This window comes from Raineyella fluvialis (assembly GCF_009646095.1).
Lineage (GTDB): Bacteria > Actinomycetota > Actinomycetes > Propionibacteriales > Propionibacteriaceae > Raineyella > Raineyella fluvialis.
Map to the genome: position 1 here is coordinate 3,134,463 of NZ_CP045725.1, position 17,561 is coordinate 3,152,023.

General features: G+C 70.0%; 19 protein-coding genes. 11 read left to right on the forward strand and 8 right to left on the reverse strand.

Annotated elements, in window-relative coordinates; genetic code table 11:
- Positions 1 to 43: 43 nt before the first annotated feature.
- The 4 genes from Rai3103_RS14355 to Rai3103_RS17065 all read left to right on the forward strand — a co-directional run bounded on the left by Rai3103_RS14355 (position 44) and on the right by Rai3103_RS17065 (position 3,324).
- Positions 44 to 1,018 carry an NADPH:quinone reductase gene (locus tag Rai3103_RS14355; RefSeq protein WP_194793159.1) on the forward strand — a complete coding sequence of 325 codons (975 nt, stop codon included), beginning with the start codon at positions 44 to 46 and terminating at the stop codon, positions 1,016 to 1,018.
- Between the two features lie 96 nt (positions 1,019 to 1,114).
- Positions 1,115 to 1,819, forward strand: a complete 705-nt coding sequence (locus Rai3103_RS14360) for a hypothetical protein (RefSeq protein WP_153573147.1) — start codon at positions 1,115 to 1,117, stop codon at positions 1,817 to 1,819.
- A 660-nt stretch (positions 1,820 to 2,479) separates the two neighbouring features.
- Positions 2,480 to 2,893, forward strand: coding sequence for a hypothetical protein (locus Rai3103_RS17060; protein ID WP_194793160.1), 414 nt, complete (start codon positions 2,480 to 2,482; stop codon positions 2,891 to 2,893).
- Positions 2,857 to 3,324 carry a M23 family metallopeptidase gene (locus Rai3103_RS17065; RefSeq protein ID WP_194793161.1) on the forward strand — a complete coding sequence of 156 codons (468 nt, stop codon included), beginning with the start codon at positions 2,857 to 2,859 and terminating at the stop codon, positions 3,322 to 3,324. The genes Rai3103_RS17060 and Rai3103_RS17065 overlap by 37 nt, the downstream gene beginning before the upstream one ends.
- Positions 3,325 to 3,373: 49 nt before the next feature.
- On the opposite strand, the gene Rai3103_RS14370 is transcribed toward Rai3103_RS17065, so the two are convergent.
- Positions 3,374 to 3,802: a hypothetical protein gene (locus Rai3103_RS14370; RefSeq protein ID WP_153573149.1), complete on the reverse strand. Its 429-nt coding sequence runs from the start codon at positions 3,800 to 3,802 to the stop codon at positions 3,374 to 3,376.
- 151 nt (positions 3,803 to 3,953) lie between these two features.
- On the opposite strand from Rai3103_RS14370, the gene metX reads away from it, so the two are divergent.
- Positions 3,954 to 5,129 carry a homoserine O-acetyltransferase MetX gene (gene metX / locus Rai3103_RS14375; protein WP_153573150.1) on the forward strand — a complete coding sequence of 392 codons (1,176 nt, stop codon included), beginning with the start codon at positions 3,954 to 3,956 and terminating at the stop codon, positions 5,127 to 5,129.
- Positions 5,126 to 5,725, forward strand: coding sequence for a methionine biosynthesis protein MetW (gene metW / locus Rai3103_RS14380; protein WP_153573151.1), 600 nt, complete (start codon positions 5,126 to 5,128; stop codon positions 5,723 to 5,725). Before metX ends, metW begins: the two co-directional genes overlap by 4 nt.
- Before the next feature lie 40 nt (positions 5,726 to 5,765).
- Here the strand turns inward: metW and Rai3103_RS14385 are convergent, their stop codons facing one another.
- Positions 5,766 to 6,431, reverse strand: coding sequence for an antibiotic biosynthesis monooxygenase (locus Rai3103_RS14385; RefSeq protein ID WP_153573152.1), 666 nt, complete (start codon positions 6,429 to 6,431; stop codon positions 5,766 to 5,768).
- Between the two features lie 31 nt (positions 6,432 to 6,462).
- Entirely contained in the window at positions 6,463 to 7,395 is a 933-nt protein-coding gene (locus Rai3103_RS14390; protein ID WP_153573153.1) for a 5'-3' exonuclease, read from the reverse strand.
- A 123-nt stretch (positions 7,396 to 7,518) separates the two neighbouring features.
- Between Rai3103_RS14390 and Rai3103_RS14395 the strand changes: the two genes are divergently transcribed.
- Both Rai3103_RS14395 and Rai3103_RS14400 read left to right on the forward strand, forming a co-directional pair.
- The gene (locus Rai3103_RS14395) at positions 7,519 to 8,124 is read left to right on the forward strand and encodes a hotdog fold domain-containing protein (protein ID WP_153573154.1); all 606 of its coding nucleotides are present in this window, start codon (positions 7,519 to 7,521) and stop codon (positions 8,122 to 8,124) included.
- Positions 8,125 to 8,132: 8 nt separating this feature from the next.
- Positions 8,133 to 8,951 carry a polyprenol monophosphomannose synthase gene (locus Rai3103_RS14400; RefSeq protein ID WP_153573155.1) on the forward strand — a complete coding sequence of 273 codons (819 nt, stop codon included), beginning with the start codon at positions 8,133 to 8,135 and terminating at the stop codon, positions 8,949 to 8,951.
- Between the two features lie 121 nt (positions 8,952 to 9,072).
- Here the strand turns inward: Rai3103_RS14400 and Rai3103_RS14405 are convergent, their stop codons facing one another.
- From Rai3103_RS14405 to Rai3103_RS14425, 5 genes are all read right to left on the reverse strand, one after another.
- Positions 9,073 to 9,462, reverse strand: a complete 390-nt coding sequence (locus Rai3103_RS14405; RefSeq protein WP_153573156.1) for an RNA polymerase-binding protein RbpA — start codon at positions 9,460 to 9,462, stop codon at positions 9,073 to 9,075.
- Between the two features lie 71 nt (positions 9,463 to 9,533).
- On the reverse strand, positions 9,534 to 10,898 hold the full coding sequence (locus tag Rai3103_RS14410; RefSeq protein ID WP_153573157.1) for an MFS transporter: 1,365 nt from the start codon (positions 10,896 to 10,898) through the stop codon (positions 9,534 to 9,536).
- Positions 10,885 to 11,739, reverse strand: coding sequence for a glycerophosphodiester phosphodiesterase family protein (locus Rai3103_RS14415; protein ID WP_153573158.1), 855 nt, complete (start codon positions 11,737 to 11,739; stop codon positions 10,885 to 10,887). The genes Rai3103_RS14410 and Rai3103_RS14415 overlap by 14 nt, the downstream gene beginning before the upstream one ends.
- 48 nt (positions 11,740 to 11,787) lie before the next feature.
- A complete protein-coding gene (gene pdxY / locus Rai3103_RS14420; protein WP_153573159.1) occupies positions 11,788 to 12,642 on the reverse strand; it encodes a pyridoxal kinase PdxY in 855 nt (284 codons plus the stop codon).
- Between the two features lie 25 nt (positions 12,643 to 12,667).
- The gene (locus Rai3103_RS14425) at positions 12,668 to 14,191 is read right to left on the reverse strand and encodes a UDP-N-acetylglucosamine 1-carboxyvinyltransferase (RefSeq protein ID WP_153573789.1); all 1,524 of its coding nucleotides are present in this window, start codon (positions 14,189 to 14,191) and stop codon (positions 12,668 to 12,670) included.
- Positions 14,192 to 14,398: 207 nt separating this feature from the next.
- Here Rai3103_RS14425 and lpdA point away from each other — a divergent pair, with 207 nt between their 5' ends.
- From lpdA to Rai3103_RS14440, 3 genes are all read left to right on the forward strand, one after another.
- The gene (gene lpdA / locus Rai3103_RS14430) at positions 14,399 to 15,805 is read left to right on the forward strand and encodes a dihydrolipoyl dehydrogenase (protein WP_153573160.1); all 1,407 of its coding nucleotides are present in this window, start codon (positions 14,399 to 14,401) and stop codon (positions 15,803 to 15,805) included.
- Positions 15,806 to 15,937: 132 nt separating this feature from the next.
- Entirely contained in the window at positions 15,938 to 16,396 is a 459-nt protein-coding gene (locus Rai3103_RS14435; RefSeq protein ID WP_228488949.1) for an NUDIX domain-containing protein, read from the forward strand.
- A gap of 1 nt (position 16,397) precedes the next feature.
- Positions 16,398 to 17,390 carry a sucrase ferredoxin gene (locus tag Rai3103_RS14440; RefSeq protein WP_153573161.1) on the forward strand — a complete coding sequence of 331 codons (993 nt, stop codon included), beginning with the start codon at positions 16,398 to 16,400 and terminating at the stop codon, positions 17,388 to 17,390.
- Positions 17,391 to 17,561: the final 171 nt, after the last annotated feature.

Here is a 17,561-nt window from a genome sequence, read left to right on the forward strand (position 1 = left end):
GCCGGATCACGGATCCGGCCCAGTGTCCACGAAGGGGATGTCCATGAAGGCTGTCCAGATCACCGAGCACGGGGATGCCGGTGTGTTGCGCTACGTCGACACCGAGGTGCCCGAGCCGGGCCCCGGGCAGGTCCGGGTGCGGGTCCGAGCGGCCGGGGTCAATCCGGCCGACACCTACATGGTCCGCGGCGGCTACGAGTTCTTCCACAATCCGCTGCCCTGGGTCCCCGGTTTCGACTCGGCCGGCGACATCGACGCCGTCGGTGAGGGAGTGACGGGACTGGCCGTCGGCGACCGGGCCTTCGTCGCCGGCATCCTCGGCCCCAGTGACGGCGCCTTCGCCCAGCACCACGTGGCCGAGGCCCGCATCGTCCACCGGCTCCCCGACGGGGTCGGCTACGAGGAGGGGGCGGCGCTCGGCGTTCCGTACGCGACCGCCTACCGGGCGCTCTTCCAGCGCGCCGAGGTCCGGCCGGGGGAGACGGTGCTCGTCCACGGTGCCAGCGGCGGCGTGGGCCAGGCCTGTGTCCAGTTCGCCCGCGCGCATGGCGCCCGCGTCATCGCCACCGCCGGTACCCCGGAGGGTCTGGACCTGGCCACCCGCCAGGGAGCCCATGCAGTGGTGGACCACAGCGCCGACACTCACGTCGAGGCACTGCGCGAAGCCGCCCCCGAGGGCATCGATGCCATCATCGAGATGGCGGCCAGCGCCAACCTGGAGTCCGACCTCGGCCTGCTGGCTCGCAACGGGCGCGTCGTGATCGTGGGGGCGCGTACGCCGGTGGAGATCACGCCCCGACTCGTGATGCGCACGGAGGCGGCCATCCTGGGGCTCGCCCTGTGGCACATCACCCCCGAGCAGTCTCGGCAGGCGCTCTCGGCCATCGGCGCAGGACTGGAGAACGGGACCCTTGCACCGTTGATCGGCCACAGCCTGCCGTTGGAGCGGATCGCCGACGCCTTCGCACTCGTCACCACTGGCCACCGCTCGGGCAAGGTCGTCCTCACGGTCGACTAGTGTCGCGCGGCGTGTCGCCCGGGCTTTGCCCCTGCCGGTGCCAAAGTGAGGTATGTCGTGCAACTTCCCCGGTATGACATGTGCAAGGAGATGTAGATGGACACCGCCCTCAGGTCTGCGGCCGTCGGACGGTCGACCGACTCCGCCCAGCAGGATGTCGAGCGGCATGACGTCGCTGTGGAGGCGACCCGTTTCGGATGGTCCCGATGGGTCACGACCGATGACGGACTCGAACGTTCGTACACCGTCTGCGAACCGGGTCTGGCCGCGTGGAAGCGCGACGTCATCCACGCGACGTTGTTCCGCGATGACCGGGCGGGGATGATCGAGGTCGGCGCCCGCTGGGCCCTGCGCGGGTTCCTCGCCGCCCTGGTTCTCGGCGGCCTGCTGGCCCTGGTGGTCCAATCTGGCGTGGTGATCGTGCCGGTGGCGCTGGCCGTGCTGGTGTCCGCCGCCGTCCTGCTGGCGTCATTGCCCAACCGCGGGCGGCTGATGGCGGAACGCCACACGGTGACGCTCACCGGCGAGGCCTGCCGCGAGGTGTCCCGGATCGCCGCCGTCCTCGATCGGATCGAGCCCGATCCCGCGGACATCGACCGTGACGATGTCCGCACCATGTGGCGCCTGGCGCACACTGATCCTGCCTTCCTGAAGAACTACGGCCGCACCGTCCGGGACTGGGAGGTCTCCTACGTACGCCTGCGGGAAACGCTCTCCCGCGACGAGCCACGCACCCTGGCCCGGACCATCGCCCAGGAGACCGGGTCCGGCGTACGCCAGACCGCCGTCGGCGCGGTCTGAGTCCGAAGCTCCCGTTCCAGCCCCCCGCCGACCTGTGAGGTCCGGCGGGGGGCGACGATCTGTCCACAGTTCCCTACAAGCACCTGCCCTGGAGACCCACAGCGTTCTAGGCTGAGGACGTACGCGACTGGGGGGTCGCGCTGTGTTCAGGGGGAACGGCATGGCTCGTGCACATCCGACCACTCGGCTGTCCGCCGACGAGATCTGCCGCCATGGGCTCACGGCTCTGTCCATCGCGGTGATCGGCATCATGATCGTGGCCGGTCTGGGATTGACGCAGCAGGCCATCGGCGCCCACGGTGCGGAACCCGACGTCGCCACGACCGCCGCGCCGGCGCGTGGGGATCGGTTGGTGGCCGTGGCCGCGAGCACCGTCACCTCCGCCAGACGCGATGACGCCAGGGCCGCCGCCGCGGAAACCTCGATGACCCCCACCCCGTCCGCACGCCCCTCGTCGGGGCGGGGAGCGCGTCCGCCCCGTCGGCGAGCGGCACCTCCCCCTCGGGCCAGGCGTCATCGTCCGGCTCCGCATCATCGTCCGGCTCCGCTGGCGGTGCTACCGCCCCCTCGAAGGCCTCCACGTCGTCGGCTGCGAGCGGCGCGGGGTCCATCCCGAGTGGCGGGTCCGCCGACAGCGGCTACCTCGACACCGGCGCCGCGGTGGCGGCCAAGGCCTCGAACGGTCCGGCCGCGCCGGACTTCGACAAGGCCCTTGTCCAGCTTTCGGCCAAGGAACGCGAGGCGGGACAGCAGACCCGTGCCGAGCAGGCGGCCCAGGCGAACACCGAACTCGAGCAGGACAAGCGCACCGTGGACCAGGCCGGGGCGGCCACGAACATCCGTTCGGAGCAGGCACGTCTGGTCGACGAGAAGAAGAAGGCCGAGGCCGCCGCCGCACTGCTCAAGGCCCAGCAGGACGCGCTCGCCGCCGCGAAGCAGAGTGCCAGCAGTGCCAGCAACGCCACCAGTGCGGGGTCTGTCACTCTCCCGGACGGGACGCTGGTGCGTCCCTCGGCCGACGGCACCTGGCCCCCGAGGTGCTCACTGCCCTGGCGAAGTTCGGCAAGACGCTGAACGGCGCCGGCTCGAAGGCCATCGGGAAGGCAGTGACGCCGATCGCCCCCGGCAGCTACAGCCTGGGTTCCCGGTGGGGTGCGGTCGGTATCTGGGCGACGTACCACACCGGCCAGGACTTCGTTGCGCCGATCGGCACCCCGATCCGCGCAGCGGCCGACGGCGTGGTGCTGAGTCCGATCGCCGGGGCCTGGGCCGGTACGCACGTGATCATCGCCCACTCGGACGGGTCCACGCTGTACGCGCACATGCTCGCCACCACGGTCACGCCGGGGCAGACCGTCCACGCCGGTGACGTCATCGGGTTCGTCGGGCTGACCGGCCGTACGACCGGGGCACATCTCCATTTCGAGTTCTATCCCAAGGGGAGCAGCCTGGCGACGCCGTACTCCGCCACGGATCCCCTGCTGTGGCTGGCCTCGCGGGGGTGACGGCCTGACCGTCGGCCGGCCATCGGGCGGTGCGCCCAGGAGGAGGAGGTCAGCGGGGCAGGAGTTCCGCATCCGCGAGGGTGAGTTCGAGGCGGTTGCGTTCGACGGCGTCGATGCTCACCTCCACGGTCCAGCGGTCGAGCGACCAGCGGTAGATCTGGTCGCACTGGCCGGTCAGGACATGGGGATCACCGAAGATCGTCGCCATCTCCCGGACGAGTTCATGCTGCTCGGCCTCGATCCGATCCGGTTCGACCGGCAGGCTCGCGGTCACCGTGGCGACCCTGCCGTGCCAACCGTCCCAGCGCCCCGGCCCGATGCCCTCGATGGACAGCACCCCCTCGGTCGGGTCCTCTGCCGGGTCGCAGGTCCGCTCCTCCGCCCCGATCGCCGCCCAGAGGGTCCCGCGGTCCGCGATCGACACGAAGCCGGCCTGGGCGCAACGCTCGCCGAAGCCCAGCAGCGGATGATCGAACATGGCCGCCTCCTCCCGTCGACCCGGCCGTCCGGAGGACCACCGTGGATCCTTCATCCTAGTCGCCGGGACCGGCTGAAACCGATGGTCAGGCCCAGGCTCCGAACGCGGACGAGTCCACCCCGTCGTTCCGGAAAGTGACACAATGCACGGCATGACGTCGCGACCCCAGTCCGCCGAGGATTCGGTGGGGATCGTCGAGCAGTGCACGGTCCGGTTGTTCGAAGGTGAGCGCCCGCTCGTCCTGGCGAGTGGTGCGGTGCTGGCGGAGGTCGACGTCGCCTACGAGACGTACGGCACCCTCAACGACACCCGGGACAACGCCATCTTCATCTGCCATGCGTTGACCGGTGACGCCCACGCGGCCGGCCTGCACCGGGACGACGACCACCGCCCGGGCTGGTGGGACACGATGATCGGCCCTGGCAAGCCGATCGACACCGACCGCTTCTTCGTCATCGCGGACAACCTGCTCGGCGGGTGCCAGGGCACCACTGGCCCTGCCTCCACCGACCCGGCCACCGGTCGTCCGTACGGGCTCGACTTCCCTCTGCTCCAGATCGCCGACTTCGTCACCGTCCACCGGGCGCTGCTCGCCCATCTCGGGGTGGAGCAACTGTTGTCCGTGGTCGGGGGGTCGATGGGCGGTATGCAGGCGCTGCAGTGGGCCCTGTCCTTCCCCGAGCAGGTGGGCAGTGCGGTCATCATCGCGGCCTCGAGCCGGCTCAACGCGCAGAACATCGCCTTCTCCGCTGTCGCGCGTGAGTCGATCATGCGTGATCCCGGCTTCGCGGGTGGCAGGTATCTCGAGGTCGGGACCAGCCCCGACACCGGGTTGTCGATCGCCCGGATGATGGCGCACATCACGTACCAGTCCGAGGCCGGCATGAACCAGAAGTTCGGCCGCCGGTTCCAGTTCGGCGAGGATGCCCGTCGCGGGTTCGGGGTCGACTTCGCGGTGGAGAGCTACCTCGACCACCAGGGTCGGGTCTTCCTCTCCCGCTTCGACGCGTTGTCCTACCTCTACCTCACGCGGGTGATGGACTACTTCGACCCGTTCGCGGACGACGACGCCGCCGCGGCGCTCGCCGAGGTCGGGTCGCCGTGCCTGGTGCTCTCCTTCGACAGCGACTGGCGCTTCGACACCAGCCACTCCCGCGCCATCGTCCGGGAACTCGAGCGCCAGCGGGTGCCGGTGAGCTTCCGCGAGATCCGCTCGCCCTGGGGGCATGATTCGTTCCTGCTGACCATCGACGACTACCACCGGACGGTGGCGGCCTTCCTCCGCAGGGTGGCGGAGGAACGACCGGCGAAGGAGACCCGGCGATGACCTTGCGCCCCGACCAGACGGTCGTCACCCGCTTCGTCCCGAACGGGTCACGGGTACTGGACCTCGGCTGCGGTCACGGCAGCCTGATGCGTCACCTGATGGACCGACGCGGGTGCACCGGCACCGGTGTGGAGATCGACCCGGACGCCGTCGTCGATGCGATCGGCAAGGGTGTCCCGCTGATCGAGCTCGACATCGACCGGGAGCTCGACCAGTTCGGCGACAAGTCCTACGACGTGGTCATCCTGTCGCGGGTGCTGCAGGCCACGTACAAGCCTCGGGACGTGCTCACCGAGATGGCCAGGATCGGCTCCCGGTGCATCGTGTCGGTGCCGAATTTCGGCTACTGGCGGCATCGTTGGGTGCTGATGCGCGGCCGGATGCCGATGTCACGCGAACTGCCGCATGCCTGGTACGACACGCCCAACATCCACCTGTCCACTCTGGCGGACCTCGAGGACCTGTTCGACGTCGTCGGCCTGGACGTGTGGGAACGGCGGCTCTCGAACCCGGACGGACGCCAACGTCATTATCCGGCCCGGTGGGCGAACGTGATGGCGGCGAACGCGATCTACGTGCTCACCCCGCGCTCCTGACCCACCGGCCCGCCGGAGGAGCCTCGAAGCGCCGGGTCGTCTAGCGTCCCGGCCCCGGGCCCCCGTCGCCCTGACGCCCAGAGGGGCGGGCGGTCGGATGCTTCTCCGCAGCCTTCCTCGCCCCCGCCGCGAGCCACCCCTTGAACAGCGGCGTCAACAGACGCGGCATCACCAGGTAGGTCATGGCGACGGTGATGCTCACGGTGATGATGGCCGTACGGAGCAGGAACGGCACCGGAGCCAGGAGGGGACGCCCGTCCGGTAGGACCGGCAGGGTGCTGAGCAGCCAGATGAACAGCGTCGCAGTGGGCCAGATGCCGACCCAGGTGACGAATCCCATCCGATGCCGCGGCGGGGTCATCGTGGCAGGCACGACCGCCGGCTCGAACCAGGCCTCGAGCCCGGTGAGCCGCCGGTGCGTGGGCTCACCCTCAGCCACCGCGTGCATCCGCTCGAGGATGCCCTGGCGTTCCGGGCTGTCGTCCCAGGCAGCGAAACCGGTGTCGTCCCGATACCGGACAACGACGTGGTAAGCCTGGCCCGGCTCCTCCGGCGGGATGAGATCGGCGCCGAGGAAACCGGGCTTCTCCCGCATCAGGGAGAACATCTCCCGCACGAGGTCCTCGTACTCGTGCTCATGCGAGGGCTTCGCGTAGCGGGTCGCGATCCGGGTGACGGCCGTCGGCTCCGGCGTGAGGTGGGTCATGGTGCCTTCCAGGTGTGAGGGGGACGCAGGGTCAGAGGCCGAGGGCCTGGGTGAGCCGGCTGGCGGGGGAGGCCAGTCCGTACTCAGCCACGAGGCGCTCCCAGCCGGCAGGGTCGGCGACGGCACGGGGGAGGCGCAGGTCATCGGGACCGAGCCCCAGGTCGAGGTCCTGCTTGATCCGGATCACCCGCGGCGCCACGTCGAGATACCCGGCCGCCGCCTCGATCCCCTCGGCCTGACGAGCGGTCAGCCCGCCCTTCTCGACCGCACCGTCGGCGGCGGCACGCCTGACCCCGGTCAGGTCGCCGTAGCGGGCCAGAAGCCTGGCGGCGGTACGGTCGCCGATGCCGGGCACGCCAGGGATCCCGTCGGAGCTGTCGCCGCGCAAGGCTGCCAGGTCCACGTACGCAGCGGCATCGACCCCGTACGCCTCGCGCACCTCGGCCTCGTGGATCTCACGCCACCCGGGCGTCCGGCCCACCGGGGTGAGCAGCGCGACGCCGGCAGCGTCATCGACCAGTTGGGTGAAGTCCCGGTCCCCACTGGCCAGCAGCACCGGCCCGGTGCCCCGGAAGAGCACGGTGAGCGTGCCCATCACGTCGTCGGCCTCGGCTCCCGTCGCGCCGAGGACAGGCAGCCCGAGGGCCTCGAGGACCTGGCGAATGACCCCGATCTGCGGGACAAGGTCGTCAGGGATCTGTTCGGTGCGACCGTCGGGTGCGACCCTGTGGGCCTTGTAGGAGGCCATCAGCTCGACCCTCCACGCCGGCCGCCAGTCCGCGTCCCAGGCACACGCCAGGTGGGTGGGATGGCGCTCCTCCAGCAGGCGGGCAAGGGTGTCGAGAGTTCCGCGGACGGCGTTGACCGGCTCCCCGGTGGGACTGCGAAGGGTTGCGGGCACCCCGTGGAAGGCCCGGAAGAAGAGATAGGACGTGTCGACGGCGAGCAGATGCGGGGTGGCCATGGGGTCATCCTGCCGCCGACCGGTCCCACCCGCCAGCGAACCGGAGGACGAGGAGTCGGGGGTCCGCGTCGCTGACGGAGAGCCGGGGCGATCGGGGGGCGGGCGACCGGTATCGTGGAGCCCATGAGCGATCCCCGCATCGGCCTCAGCGTCACCCATCGTCGGTACGTCGGCCACAACCACACCCACTACTCGGGCAGCCAGGTCGATCATTCGTACACGATGTCGCTGCTGTCCGATGCGGCCACCGAGGTGTGCATCCGCACCGATTCCGATGAGGGCGCCGTGGTGGCGTACGACGAGATCGACTTCCTTGCCCCGATCTATGCGGGTGACGTCCTCGAGGTCGAGGCGTTCGTCGTGGGTGTCGGCAGCACCAGCCGTGAGCTGGGCATGGAGGCCCGGGTGATCTGCCGCGAGGCCCAGCGCCTCGACGAGACCACCACGAAGCTGGCCCCGACCGCCTCGTACGTGCTCGAGCATCCGCTCGTCGTCGCGCGGGCGAACGCCACGGTCGTGGTGGCCAATCCTCTGCCCGAGCCTCCCACGCCGTGGGGCAGCCAGGTCGCCGAGGTCCCGGACCGCCCGCCGCTCGATGCGAAGGCGGGATTGAGGGATCTCCAGGAAACCTGGCTCCGGTGGACCCGGGACGCCCGTGAACAGATCGAGAAGCGCGCCGCGGACCTGCGGTCGCGAGCCCAGTCCGCAGTCGACCACAACGAGGAATGACACCCGACATGACTGAACCCACCACCCAGACCGGCACTGCCCAGCAGACCCGTGAGGGCTCCGAGCGCCGGATCCTGGTCTGCATCCCCACCTACAACGAGGCTCAGAACATCGAGTCCATCGTGGGTCGGCTCCGCGCCGCCGTCCCGGCCGCCGATGTCGTCGTCGTCGACGACAACTCCCCGGACGGCACCGGCGACATCGCCGATCGCCTGGCCGCAGGGGACACCCGGGTGCACGTGCTGCACCGCAAGGGCAAGGAGGGCCTGGCAGCGGCGTACGTCGCCGCCTTCCGCTGGGGGCTGGAGCAGGGCTTCGACGTGCTGGTGGAGATGGACGCGGACGGTTCGCACCGCCCGGAGGAGCTGCCGCGGCTGCTCGAGGCGCTCGAACGGGCGGACATGGTCAAGGGCTCCCGTTGGGTGCCAGGCGGCACAGTGGTGAACTGGCCGAAGTCGCGGGAGTACCTCTCCCGGGCCGGCAACCTCTACACCCGGATCGCGCTCGGCGTGCGGGTGAAGGACATCACCGGTGGCTTCAACGTCTTCCGGGCCCAGACCCTGCGCGACATCGGCCTCGACAACATCGCTGCGGCCGGTTACTTCTTCCAGACCGACATGACGATCAACACCATCGAGGCCGGGCATTCCGTGGTTGAGGTGCCGATCACGTTCGAGGAGCGCCAGTACGGGGAGTCGAAGCTCGACAAGAGCATCTTCGTCGAGTCGCTCGCCCGGACCACGGCTTGGGGCCTGAAGCGGCGTCGTGCCCAGCTGGCCCGTCTGACGGGGCGGGGCCGCAAGCCCGGCGTGACCCCCGCCTCGTGACCCGATCGCCGGTTCCCGCCGGCGGCGGGACCGATTGACCCGGCAGACAGACAGCGAGCCCCGGACCTGGTGGTGGTCCGGGGCTCGCTGGTCTCGGCGACGGCGCCTCAGCGCCGACCGCTCAGCGCTGCTTCTTCGAGGGGGGAGTCGTCCGGCGCATGTACTCGTCGGTGCTGACCGCGCCCGTGGTGCGGACCTCCTCGAGCCGCTCGGAGAGCAGCTCCTCCAGATCGGCGAGGGAACGTCGCTCGAGGAGCATGTCCCAGTGCGTCCGCGCGGGCTTGGTCTCCTTGACCTCCCCTACCGATCCGTCCGATCGGCTGGCCTCCTGACCGCACCGGGGGCATTCCCAGACGGTCGGCAACTCGGCCTCCTCGGCGAAGATCATCTCGAAGTGGTGTCCCTGGGGGCAGTCGAAGCCCACTTCCTGGCGCGGGGCGAAGTCGACGCCCACCTCGTCCTCGAAACTCTTGGATCCGAGGCCGGATCCGCGCAGAGAACGATCAGCCATGTGCTACCTCCTAGGATTGCTGGCCCGACAGGTCAACGCGTACGGTGACCCGGTTGTTCCGGGCCGCGGGCCTACCGGTCGTCGTCCAGCGTAGCGGTCCGGGCCAAGACCGCGCCGGACCTTCCCTTGGCGGCCGGCACCTGCAGCAGGAGGACGGCACCGGCCACCAGGATCAGGATGATCGCCACGATGCCCCACCGATCCTGGTGGGTGAGACCGGCGAACAGCCCGAACAGCGCCGGCGACAGGAACGACACCGCGCGCCCGGACGTCGTGTAGAGACCGAACATCTGGCCCTGGTGCTCCAGGGGCGCCATCCGCGCGAGCATGGATCGTGAGGACGACTGCGCCGGACCGACGAAGAGGCACAGGGCGAGACCGAAGACCCAGAACATCGCGAGGCTGTGCACGAACAGCAGGACCGTCGCGGCAGCGATCAGGCCGATGATCGATCCCAGGATCACGGGTCGCGCACCCAGCCGATCCTCCAGGAGGCCGCCGGCACCGGCCCCGAGCGCCGCCACGATGTTGGCCGCCACGCCGAAGAGAAGCACAGCGCTCGACGGCATGCCGTAGACGCTGACGGCGAGGACAGCGCCGAACGTGAACACCGCCGCCAGGCCGTCCCGGTAGATCGCCGAGGCGATCAGGAACCGGACGGCATCCGGGTCACCGCGCCACAGGTCGCGGACGTCGTGGGCGAGTCGACGGTACGCGCCGACCAGACCGGCGCGGGCCGATCGGGGGGCGGCGTCCGGATCCGGGACGGCCAGGAAGACCGGGATCGCGAAGACCAGGTACCAGGCGGCGACGACGAGGCAGACGATCCGTACGCCCAGGCCGTCGGTGGAGGGCACACCGAGCCAGTTGCCGCGGGCGATGATGCCGAAGTAGGCGAGGAGCAGCAGGAAGATGCTGCCGGTGTAGCCCATGGCCCAACCCAGCCCCGAGATCCGGCCCATGTCGTCGTCCTCGGAGACCTGCTTGAGCATGGCGTAGTAGGAGACGTTGCTGAACTCGGCGGCGATCGTGCCGATGCCGAGCAGGACCAGGCCGGCGACGAGGAAGGCCGGCTGCGGTCGGATCGCGAACATCGCGGCGGTCGCGGCGATGACGACGGCGGTCCACAACGCCAGGCTGCGGCGCCGGCCGCCCCCGTCGGCCTGCTGGCCCATGATCGGCGCCGTCACGGCGATGACCGCGCCGGCCAGCGCGGTCGAGATGCTGAGGGCGGTCGCTCCGCTGAGCGCGCCGTCCTTGGCGGCGACCGCCCCGGTGAGATAGGTCGAGAAGACGAAGGTGACGATCACCGAGTGGAACGCCGACGACCCCCAGTCGTACGACACCCAGGACCAGATCCTGGCCCGCCGCCCGAAGCGTTCGTGGAGGGAACGGCGCCCGTGGCCCGCCGCGATCCTGGTGTCACTGCCGGCCATACCACAGCCCCCGCTCGCTCAGGACGTCCTTGAGGACGTCGATCCGATCACTCACCAGTCCGTCGACGCCGAGGTCGATGAGCTCACCCATCTCACCCGGGTCATCGATGGTCCACACGTGCACCTTCTTGCCCGCGGCATGCGCGGTATCCACCAGCGCGCGGGTGACCACGCGGAACTGGTCACCGCGGACGTCGTCCCCGGCCAGGGCACCGACCATGGCGCGCGGTCCTCCGGAGGCGAGCGCCAGCGGCAAGGAAGCCCAGTGCGGGAGCTGCAGGACGTTGCCGGGCGCCGCCACCAGCCGGGGGAGGACCGGCACGATGCGCGTCCAGGCGATGCCCGCGGGACTGACCGCTGTCGAGAGCTGCTCCCCGGCGAGGCGGCGGAAGTCGCGCAGCCGTCGGCTCGAGAAGGAGGCGACGTTGACCCGTCGCTGGGCCCGGTGCCGGTTGATCACCTCGAGCAGGGGCCGGACCGCGGCGTCCGTCTTGAGGTCGATGTTGAAGAAGGTCTCGGGGAAGGCTTCGAGGACCTCGTCGAGGGTCGGGATCGGGTCGGTGCCGCCGATCCGCGCGTGCGTCACCGCACCGTGGTCCAGGTCGGCGATGAGCCCGGTGCCGTCAGTCACCCGGTCGAGACGGTCGTCGTGGAACGCCAGCAGGACCCCGTCCCGCGTCACGTGGACATCGGTCTCGACATGCGTGTAGCCGAGGGCCACGGCCTGTCCGAACGCATGGAGGCTGTTCTCCCGCCCGACGTTGGGGGCGTACGTGGATCCTCCACGGTGCGCCAGGGCCACGAACGGCGGGGCGAAGAAGGGCAGGTCGGTGACGGACATGGTGCCATTCCAGCAGAGGGAGGTGACCAGAGGGTGACAGTGGCGCCGTCAGCGGACGCGCTCGGCGGAGAAGCACCGGGTCGGGGCGACGAACTCGTCCTGGGCGGCGACGAGCGCCAGCTCGCGACGACCCAGCGCGACAGTCCTGTGCAGCAGGCCGAACATCGAGGCGGCCGTGAGCTCCACGGCGGATCGAGGCGACCCCGTCCGCAGCAGGTGAGCGAGGAAGAGCGCCGCCGTCACGTCCCCGGCACCGGCGAAGGAGGCCGGCAGCCTGGGGGTGGTGACGAGGTGGGCGCCGGAGTCGTCGACGGCGAGCATCTGGACGCTGGACGGATCGGTCCGGGTGCTCACCAGTGAGGTGACCAGGACGATGCGCGGTCCGTGGGAGCGCACCTCGTCGACCGCCTCGAGGATCTCCTCGAGCGACTGCGTCCTGCGGCCGACCAGCTGATCGAGCTCGAAGTGGTTCGGGGTGAGGACCTGGGCCATCGGCACCACCCGATCACGCAACATCACGGGCACTTCGTCACGGACGAAGAAGCCGCGCCCGACGTCGCCCATCACCGGGTCGCAGCACCAGAGCGCGTCCGGATTGCGCTCCCGCAGCAGGGTGGCGGCCGCGAGGACGGCCTCGCCGGTCTCGCCGTCGCCGAGGTAGCCCGACAGCAGCGCGTCGCAATCGGCCAACGCGCCCCGGTCGTCGATGCCGCGGACGACCTCGAGGACCTCGCCGGGGCCAAGCACCGGACCACGCCAGTCGCCGTAGCCGGTGTGGTTGGAGAAGTGCACGGTGGCCACCGGGTGCACCTCGATCCCCATCCGCATCAGTGGGAAGGCAGCGGCACTGTTGCCGGCGTGCCCGTACGCCACCGAGGACTGGATGGACAGGATCGAGGTCATGCGCCCCATGGTGCCACCGCAGGCTCTAGCTGGTGGTCACCTGCACGTTGGCGCCGAGCGCGTTGAGGCGGTTGGGCAGGTCCTCGTAGCCACGATTGATGACGTAGACGTCGCGCAGCACCGATTCGCCCTTGGCACCCAGCATCGCCAGCAGCAGGCAGACGCCGGGGCGCAGGGCCGGGGGACAGGTGACCTCGCGGCCGCGCCACTTGGTCGGGCCGTTGACGATCAGTCGGTGCGGATCGAGGAGCTGGATGTTGCCCCCGATCTTGGCCAGGTCGAGCAGGTGGATGGCCCGGTTCTCGTAGACCCAGTCATGGATCAGTGTCTGGCCCTGGGCCTCCGCCGCGATCACCGCGAAGAACGGCAGATTGTCGATGTTGAGCCCGGGGAACGGCATCGGGTGGATCTTGTCGATCGGCGCCCGCAGCGTCGAGGGCCGCACCGTGATGTCGACCAGGCGCGTCCGCCCGTTGTCGGCCATGTACTCCTCGGTGATGGTGAAGTCCAGCCCCATCTCCTCGAGGATGGCCAACTCGATCTCGAGGAACTCGATCGGTGCCCGCTGGATGGTCAGCTCGGACTTGGTCACGATGGCGGCCGTGATCAGGCTCATCGCCTCGATCGGATCCTCCGACGGGAAGTACTCCACGTCGGCGTTGATCTCTTCGATGCCGTGGACGACGAGGGTGGTGGTGCCGACACCGTCGATCCGTACGCCCAGGCGCTGCAGGAAGAAGCAGAGGTCCTGGACCATGTAGTTCGGCGAGGCGTTGCGGATGGTCACCGGTCCCTCGACCATCGCGGCGGCCATCAGCGCGTTCTCGGTGACCGTGTCACCACGCTCGGTCAGGACGACGGCACGTTCGGGGGCGTGGACGTCCCCGGCGGCGCAGCGGTAGAAGCCCTCGGTGGCCAGCACGTCGAGGCCGAAATGGCGCAGCACCTGGAGGTGCGGCTCGATGGTGCGGGCGCCCAGGTCGCAGCCACCGGCGTACGGCACGTTGAACTCGGGGTGGAAGTGCATCAGCGGCGCGAAGAACATGATGATGGAGCGCGTCCGGCGGGCGGCCGCGACATCCATGGAGGCGAGGTCGAGCTCGGCCGGGCGGATCAGCTCCAGGTCCGTGTCGTTGATCCAGGAGATCCGGTAGCCGATGCTGATCAGCACCTCGCAGATCCGGTTGACCTCTTCGATCTTGGCGATCTTCCGCAGGACCGTACGACCGCGGTTGAGCAGCGAGGCGCACAGCAGGGCGACGGCGGCGTTCTTGGACGACCTGACGTCGATCGCTCCACTCAGCTGCCGGCCGCCCTCGATGGTGAGGTGCATCGCGGTCGGCTTGGTGGGGTTCATCGGGTGCGGGGCTTCCTCGCTCACCTCGGACTCGGCGTCCGAATCGAGGGCCCGGGCGATCCGGTTCACCAGATCGATCGACACGGTCGCCGCGCCGTTCTCGACGTCTTCCAGGGTCGAGGACGGGGTGTTCAACTTGGCGGCGAGGTCGGCCAGGGAAAGGCCTCGCTGCTCACGGGCGTCGCGGATCATTGTGCCGATCTGCAGGGCGGTGGAGCTAGAAGTCACCGCCCAAGCCTAACCCACGGTCCCCGCTCGACCCGCCTCGCGCCTCCGCGGGCCCGTCCCGGGAGGGGATCAGGGGCCGATCGGTACGACCGTTCCGCCAGGTGCACCGGCCGGGTCCGTCATCGGCGGTCACGACGACAGGAAGGGGCCTCGCTGGTTAAGGTTGAGGCCATGACCGCACACTTTGACGTCGTTGTCCTGGGCGCCGGGCCCGGAGGGTATGTGGCGGCGATCCGCGCCGCTCAGCTGGGCCTGAAGACCGCCGTTGTCGAGAAGCAGTGGTGGGGCGGTGTCTGCCTGAACGTCGGCTGCATCCCCACCAAGTCCCTGCTCCGCAACGCCGAACTGGCCCACATCTTCACGCACGAGCGTGACACCTTCGGTTTCAGCATCGACGGCGAGGTGCGTCTGGACTACGCCAAGGCCTTCACGCGGTCCCGCAAGGTCTCGGAGCGCTCGGTCGGCGGCGTCCACTTCCTGATGAAGAAGAACAAGATCCAGGAGCTCAACGGCTGGGGCACCTTCAAGGACGCCAAGACGATCGAGGTGACGAAGGACGACGGAACGGTCGAGACGGTCACCGCCGAGAACGTGATCATCGCCGCCGGCTCGGTCACCCGGATGCTGCCGGGCATGCAGCGGTCCGCCAACGTGCTGACGTACGAGGAGCTGATCCTCTCCGACACCCTGCCGCAGAAGATCATCATCGGTGGCGCCGGCGCGATCGGCACGGAGTTCGCCTACGTGCTCAACTCCTACGGCGTCGACGTCACCATCGTCGAGTACCTCGACCGGATGATCCCGGTCGAGGACGCCGAACTGGGCAAGGAGCTGCTGAAGGCCTACAAGAAGCTCGGCATCAACGTCCTGACGAGCACCGCGGTCAAGCAGGTCGAGGACACCGGCTCGGGCGTCCGGATCACCGTCGAGCCGGCCGCCGGCGGCGACCAGCAGGTCCTCGAGGCCGACAAGATGCTGTCCGCCTTCGGATTCGCCCCCCGGACCGAGGGGTACGGCCTGGAGAACACCGGCGTGTCCCTGACCCAGCGCGGCGCCATCGAGATCGACGACTTCATGCGGACCAACGTGCCCGGCGTCTACGCCATCGGTGACGTGACCGCCAAGCTGATGCTGGCCCACACCGCGGAGGCGATGGGCGTCGTGGCCGCCGAGACGATCGCCGGCGCGGAGACGATGCCGATCAACTACGACATGATCCCGCACGCGACCTACTGCCAGCCGCAGATCGCCGCCTTCGGCTACACCGAGGAGAAGGCCAAGGAGCTCGGCTACGACGTCAAGGTCGCCAAGTTCCCGTTCTCGGCGAACGCCAAGGCCAACGGCCTCAACGAGGGCGTCGGATTCGTGAAGATCGTCGCCGACGCGACGTACGGGGAGATCCTCGGCGCCCACATGATCGGCCCGGAGGTCACCGAACTACTGCCCGAGCTCGTGCTGGCCCAGACCTGGGACCTCACGGCCGAGGAAATCGGTCGTACGGTGCACGCCCACCCGACCCTCTCCGAAGCGATCAAGGAGGCGGCCGAGGGCATCGGCGGCCACATGATCAACCTCTGAGCGCTCCACCCGACGCAGGACGCCCCCGGCCATCACTGATGACCCGGGGGCGTCCTGCGCCCGGGGCACCGCCGCTCGACGTCCAGGGGGAGGCGCCGACCACCGACCTGGTCCCGGCCCGTGCCGACCCTCATGAAAGAGTGGGAACATGAGCTTCCTGCGCGACCGGCACCTGGTGGTCGGAGCCGCCCTGGTGGACGATCTCGCCCGGCCGACCAGGCTGCTGGCGGCCCGTCGCCACGCCACGACCCATGCGGGGGCTGGGAGTTCCCCGGCGGCAAGGTCGAGCCCGGCGAGGATCCGATCGCCGCCCTGCACCGCGAACTCGACGAGGAACTCGACCTGGCGATCACCGTCGGCCCTGAGGTCACCGGCCCGATGCCGGACGGTGCCTGGCCGATCGTCGAGGGGTGGCGGATCCGCGTCTGGTTCGCCGTCCCAGCCCGTACGGACGTCCGGCCCGGGCCGGCCCACGACCGGTTGCGCTGGCTCAGCGCCGGCGAGCTGGACAGCGTCGGCTGGCTCCCGGCCGACGACGCGATCGTCTCCGTCATCCGCTCCCTGATGGCCCCGGTCTCGGCCGGCTCCTGAGATGGCACAGCCTGGCGCGGGATCCACCACCCAGTGCTCGTCCCTGTCCCAGGACGTGGGTGAGCCGGCCATCGGGACGGCAGCAGAGGCGTCCTGCTGGGTGGTGCTCGAACAGGACGGGCCCTGGGGTGCCAAGGCAGCGACGCAGTCACGGCTCGACCCCGGAATCGGGCGCCGGCTGGATGTCGAGACGGCGGCGGTGGGCGGGCGTTTCGCCCTGATGCGCCGGCCCGGCGCCCACCCCGACCGGCGGGCCACCGAGCGGCACGTGGTCATCAGTGGGGGACCGGCCGAGGACCCGTGGCTCGTCCGCGGCATCGTGGCCCGACCTGAACGGCTGCTCGAGGTGCCGTGGGAGGCCCTGGCGGATACCTCCCCGCAGCGCCTGCTCGCGGCGCTGCCCGAGATGACCCCGACCGTGGACCCGATCCTGCTGGTCTGCACCAACGGCAAGCGCGACCGCTGTTGCGCCATCCGGGCCCGGCCGCTCGCCGAGGCAGCCGACGCCGCGTTCCCCGGGCGCGTGGTCGAGACCACCCATCTGGGGGGTCACCGGTTCGCCCCGACCGCCGTGATCCTTCCGTACGGCCAGACCTACGCCCGCCTCGACGAGGTCACGGTGGTGGAGGCGTTGCACGCCGCCGACGAGCGGCGGATCCCCTCTTCCCTCGCGGACGCGACACACCACCGGGGCCGCAGCCACCTCCTCCGGCCACAGCAGGCCGCGGAACACGCCTACCGCCTCGCGACCGGCGACTGGAGCGTTCCCGGACCGTACGTCGGCCCGGCGACTCTCGTGGACGGAGCGGACCCCCAGGAGGGGACCTGGACAGTGCCGGTGGGGAGCGGGGAGCGGGGGATGACCATCGTGGTCTCGCGGGCAACCACGGACCGTCGACGACCGGAATCCTGCGGCAAGGAGCCGGTGGCGGTGGTCGAGTGGCGGACCCACAGGCTCGAGTCGAGCACGATGGAGACGCCCCTGTCGCGGTGATGCGGGTGGCCCGCGAACCCCCGTCGGCGCGGAGTGGCCGGCCGGCTGGGAGAGGGCTGGGGAATGGACCACTGGGTTTTACTTTTCGCTATGGGATGGTTAACCTCGCGTAATACCGATGGAGAGGCCCGCCTCCCTCTCGGTGCGCGTCCGCCGCCGGGCGGACGCGGC

Bases quoted from the DNA above. Each gene is read 5' to 3' on its own strand.
- Rai3103_RS14370 (WP_153573149.1), bottom strand. From the start codon at position 3,802: ATGTTCGATCATCCGCTGCTGGGCTTCGGCGAGCGTTGCGCCCAGGCC.
- Rai3103_RS14395 (WP_153573154.1), top strand. From the start codon at position 7,519: ATGAGCGATCCCCGCATCGGCCTCAGCGTCACCCATCGTCGGTACGTC.
- Rai3103_RS14385 (WP_153573152.1), bottom strand. From the start codon at position 6,431: ATGACCCACCTCACGCCGGAGCCGACGGCCGTCACCCGGATCGCGACC.
- Rai3103_RS14410 (WP_153573157.1), bottom strand. From the start codon at position 10,898: ATGGCCGGCAGTGACACCAGGATCGCGGCGGGCCACGGGCGCCGTTCC.
- Rai3103_RS14405 (WP_153573156.1), bottom strand. From the start codon at position 9,462: ATGGCTGATCGTTCTCTGCGCGGATCCGGCCTCGGATCCAAGAGTTTC.
- Rai3103_RS14390 (WP_153573153.1), bottom strand. From the start codon at position 7,395: ATGGCCACCCCGCATCTGCTCGCCGTCGACACGTCCTATCTCTTCTTC.
- metX (WP_153573150.1), top strand. From the start codon at position 3,954: ATGACGTCGCGACCCCAGTCCGCCGAGGATTCGGTGGGGATCGTCGAG.
- Rai3103_RS14400 (WP_153573155.1), top strand. From the start codon at position 8,133: ATGACTGAACCCACCACCCAGACCGGCACTGCCCAGCAGACCCGTGAG.
- pdxY (WP_153573159.1), bottom strand. From the start codon at position 12,642: ATGACCTCGATCCTGTCCATCCAGTCCTCGGTGGCGTACGGGCACGCC.
- Rai3103_RS14355 (WP_194793159.1), top strand. From the start codon at position 44: ATGAAGGCTGTCCAGATCACCGAGCACGGGGATGCCGGTGTGTTGCGC.
- Rai3103_RS14440 (WP_153573161.1), top strand. From the start codon at position 16,398: ATGGCACAGCCTGGCGCGGGATCCACCACCCAGTGCTCGTCCCTGTCC.
- Rai3103_RS14425 (WP_153573789.1), bottom strand. From the start codon at position 14,191: ATGATCCGCGACGCCCGTGAGCAGCGAGGCCTTTCCCTGGCCGACCTC.
- lpdA (WP_153573160.1), top strand. From the start codon at position 14,399: ATGACCGCACACTTTGACGTCGTTGTCCTGGGCGCCGGGCCCGGAGGG.
- Rai3103_RS14435 (WP_228488949.1), top strand. From the start codon at position 15,938: ATGAAAGAGTGGGAACATGAGCTTCCTGCGCGACCGGCACCTGGTGGT.
- Rai3103_RS14360 (WP_153573147.1), top strand. From the start codon at position 1,115: ATGGACACCGCCCTCAGGTCTGCGGCCGTCGGACGGTCGACCGACTCC.
- metW (WP_153573151.1), top strand. From the start codon at position 5,126: ATGACCTTGCGCCCCGACCAGACGGTCGTCACCCGCTTCGTCCCGAAC.
- Rai3103_RS14415 (WP_153573158.1), bottom strand. From the start codon at position 11,739: ATGTCCGTCACCGACCTGCCCTTCTTCGCCCCGCCGTTCGTGGCCCTG.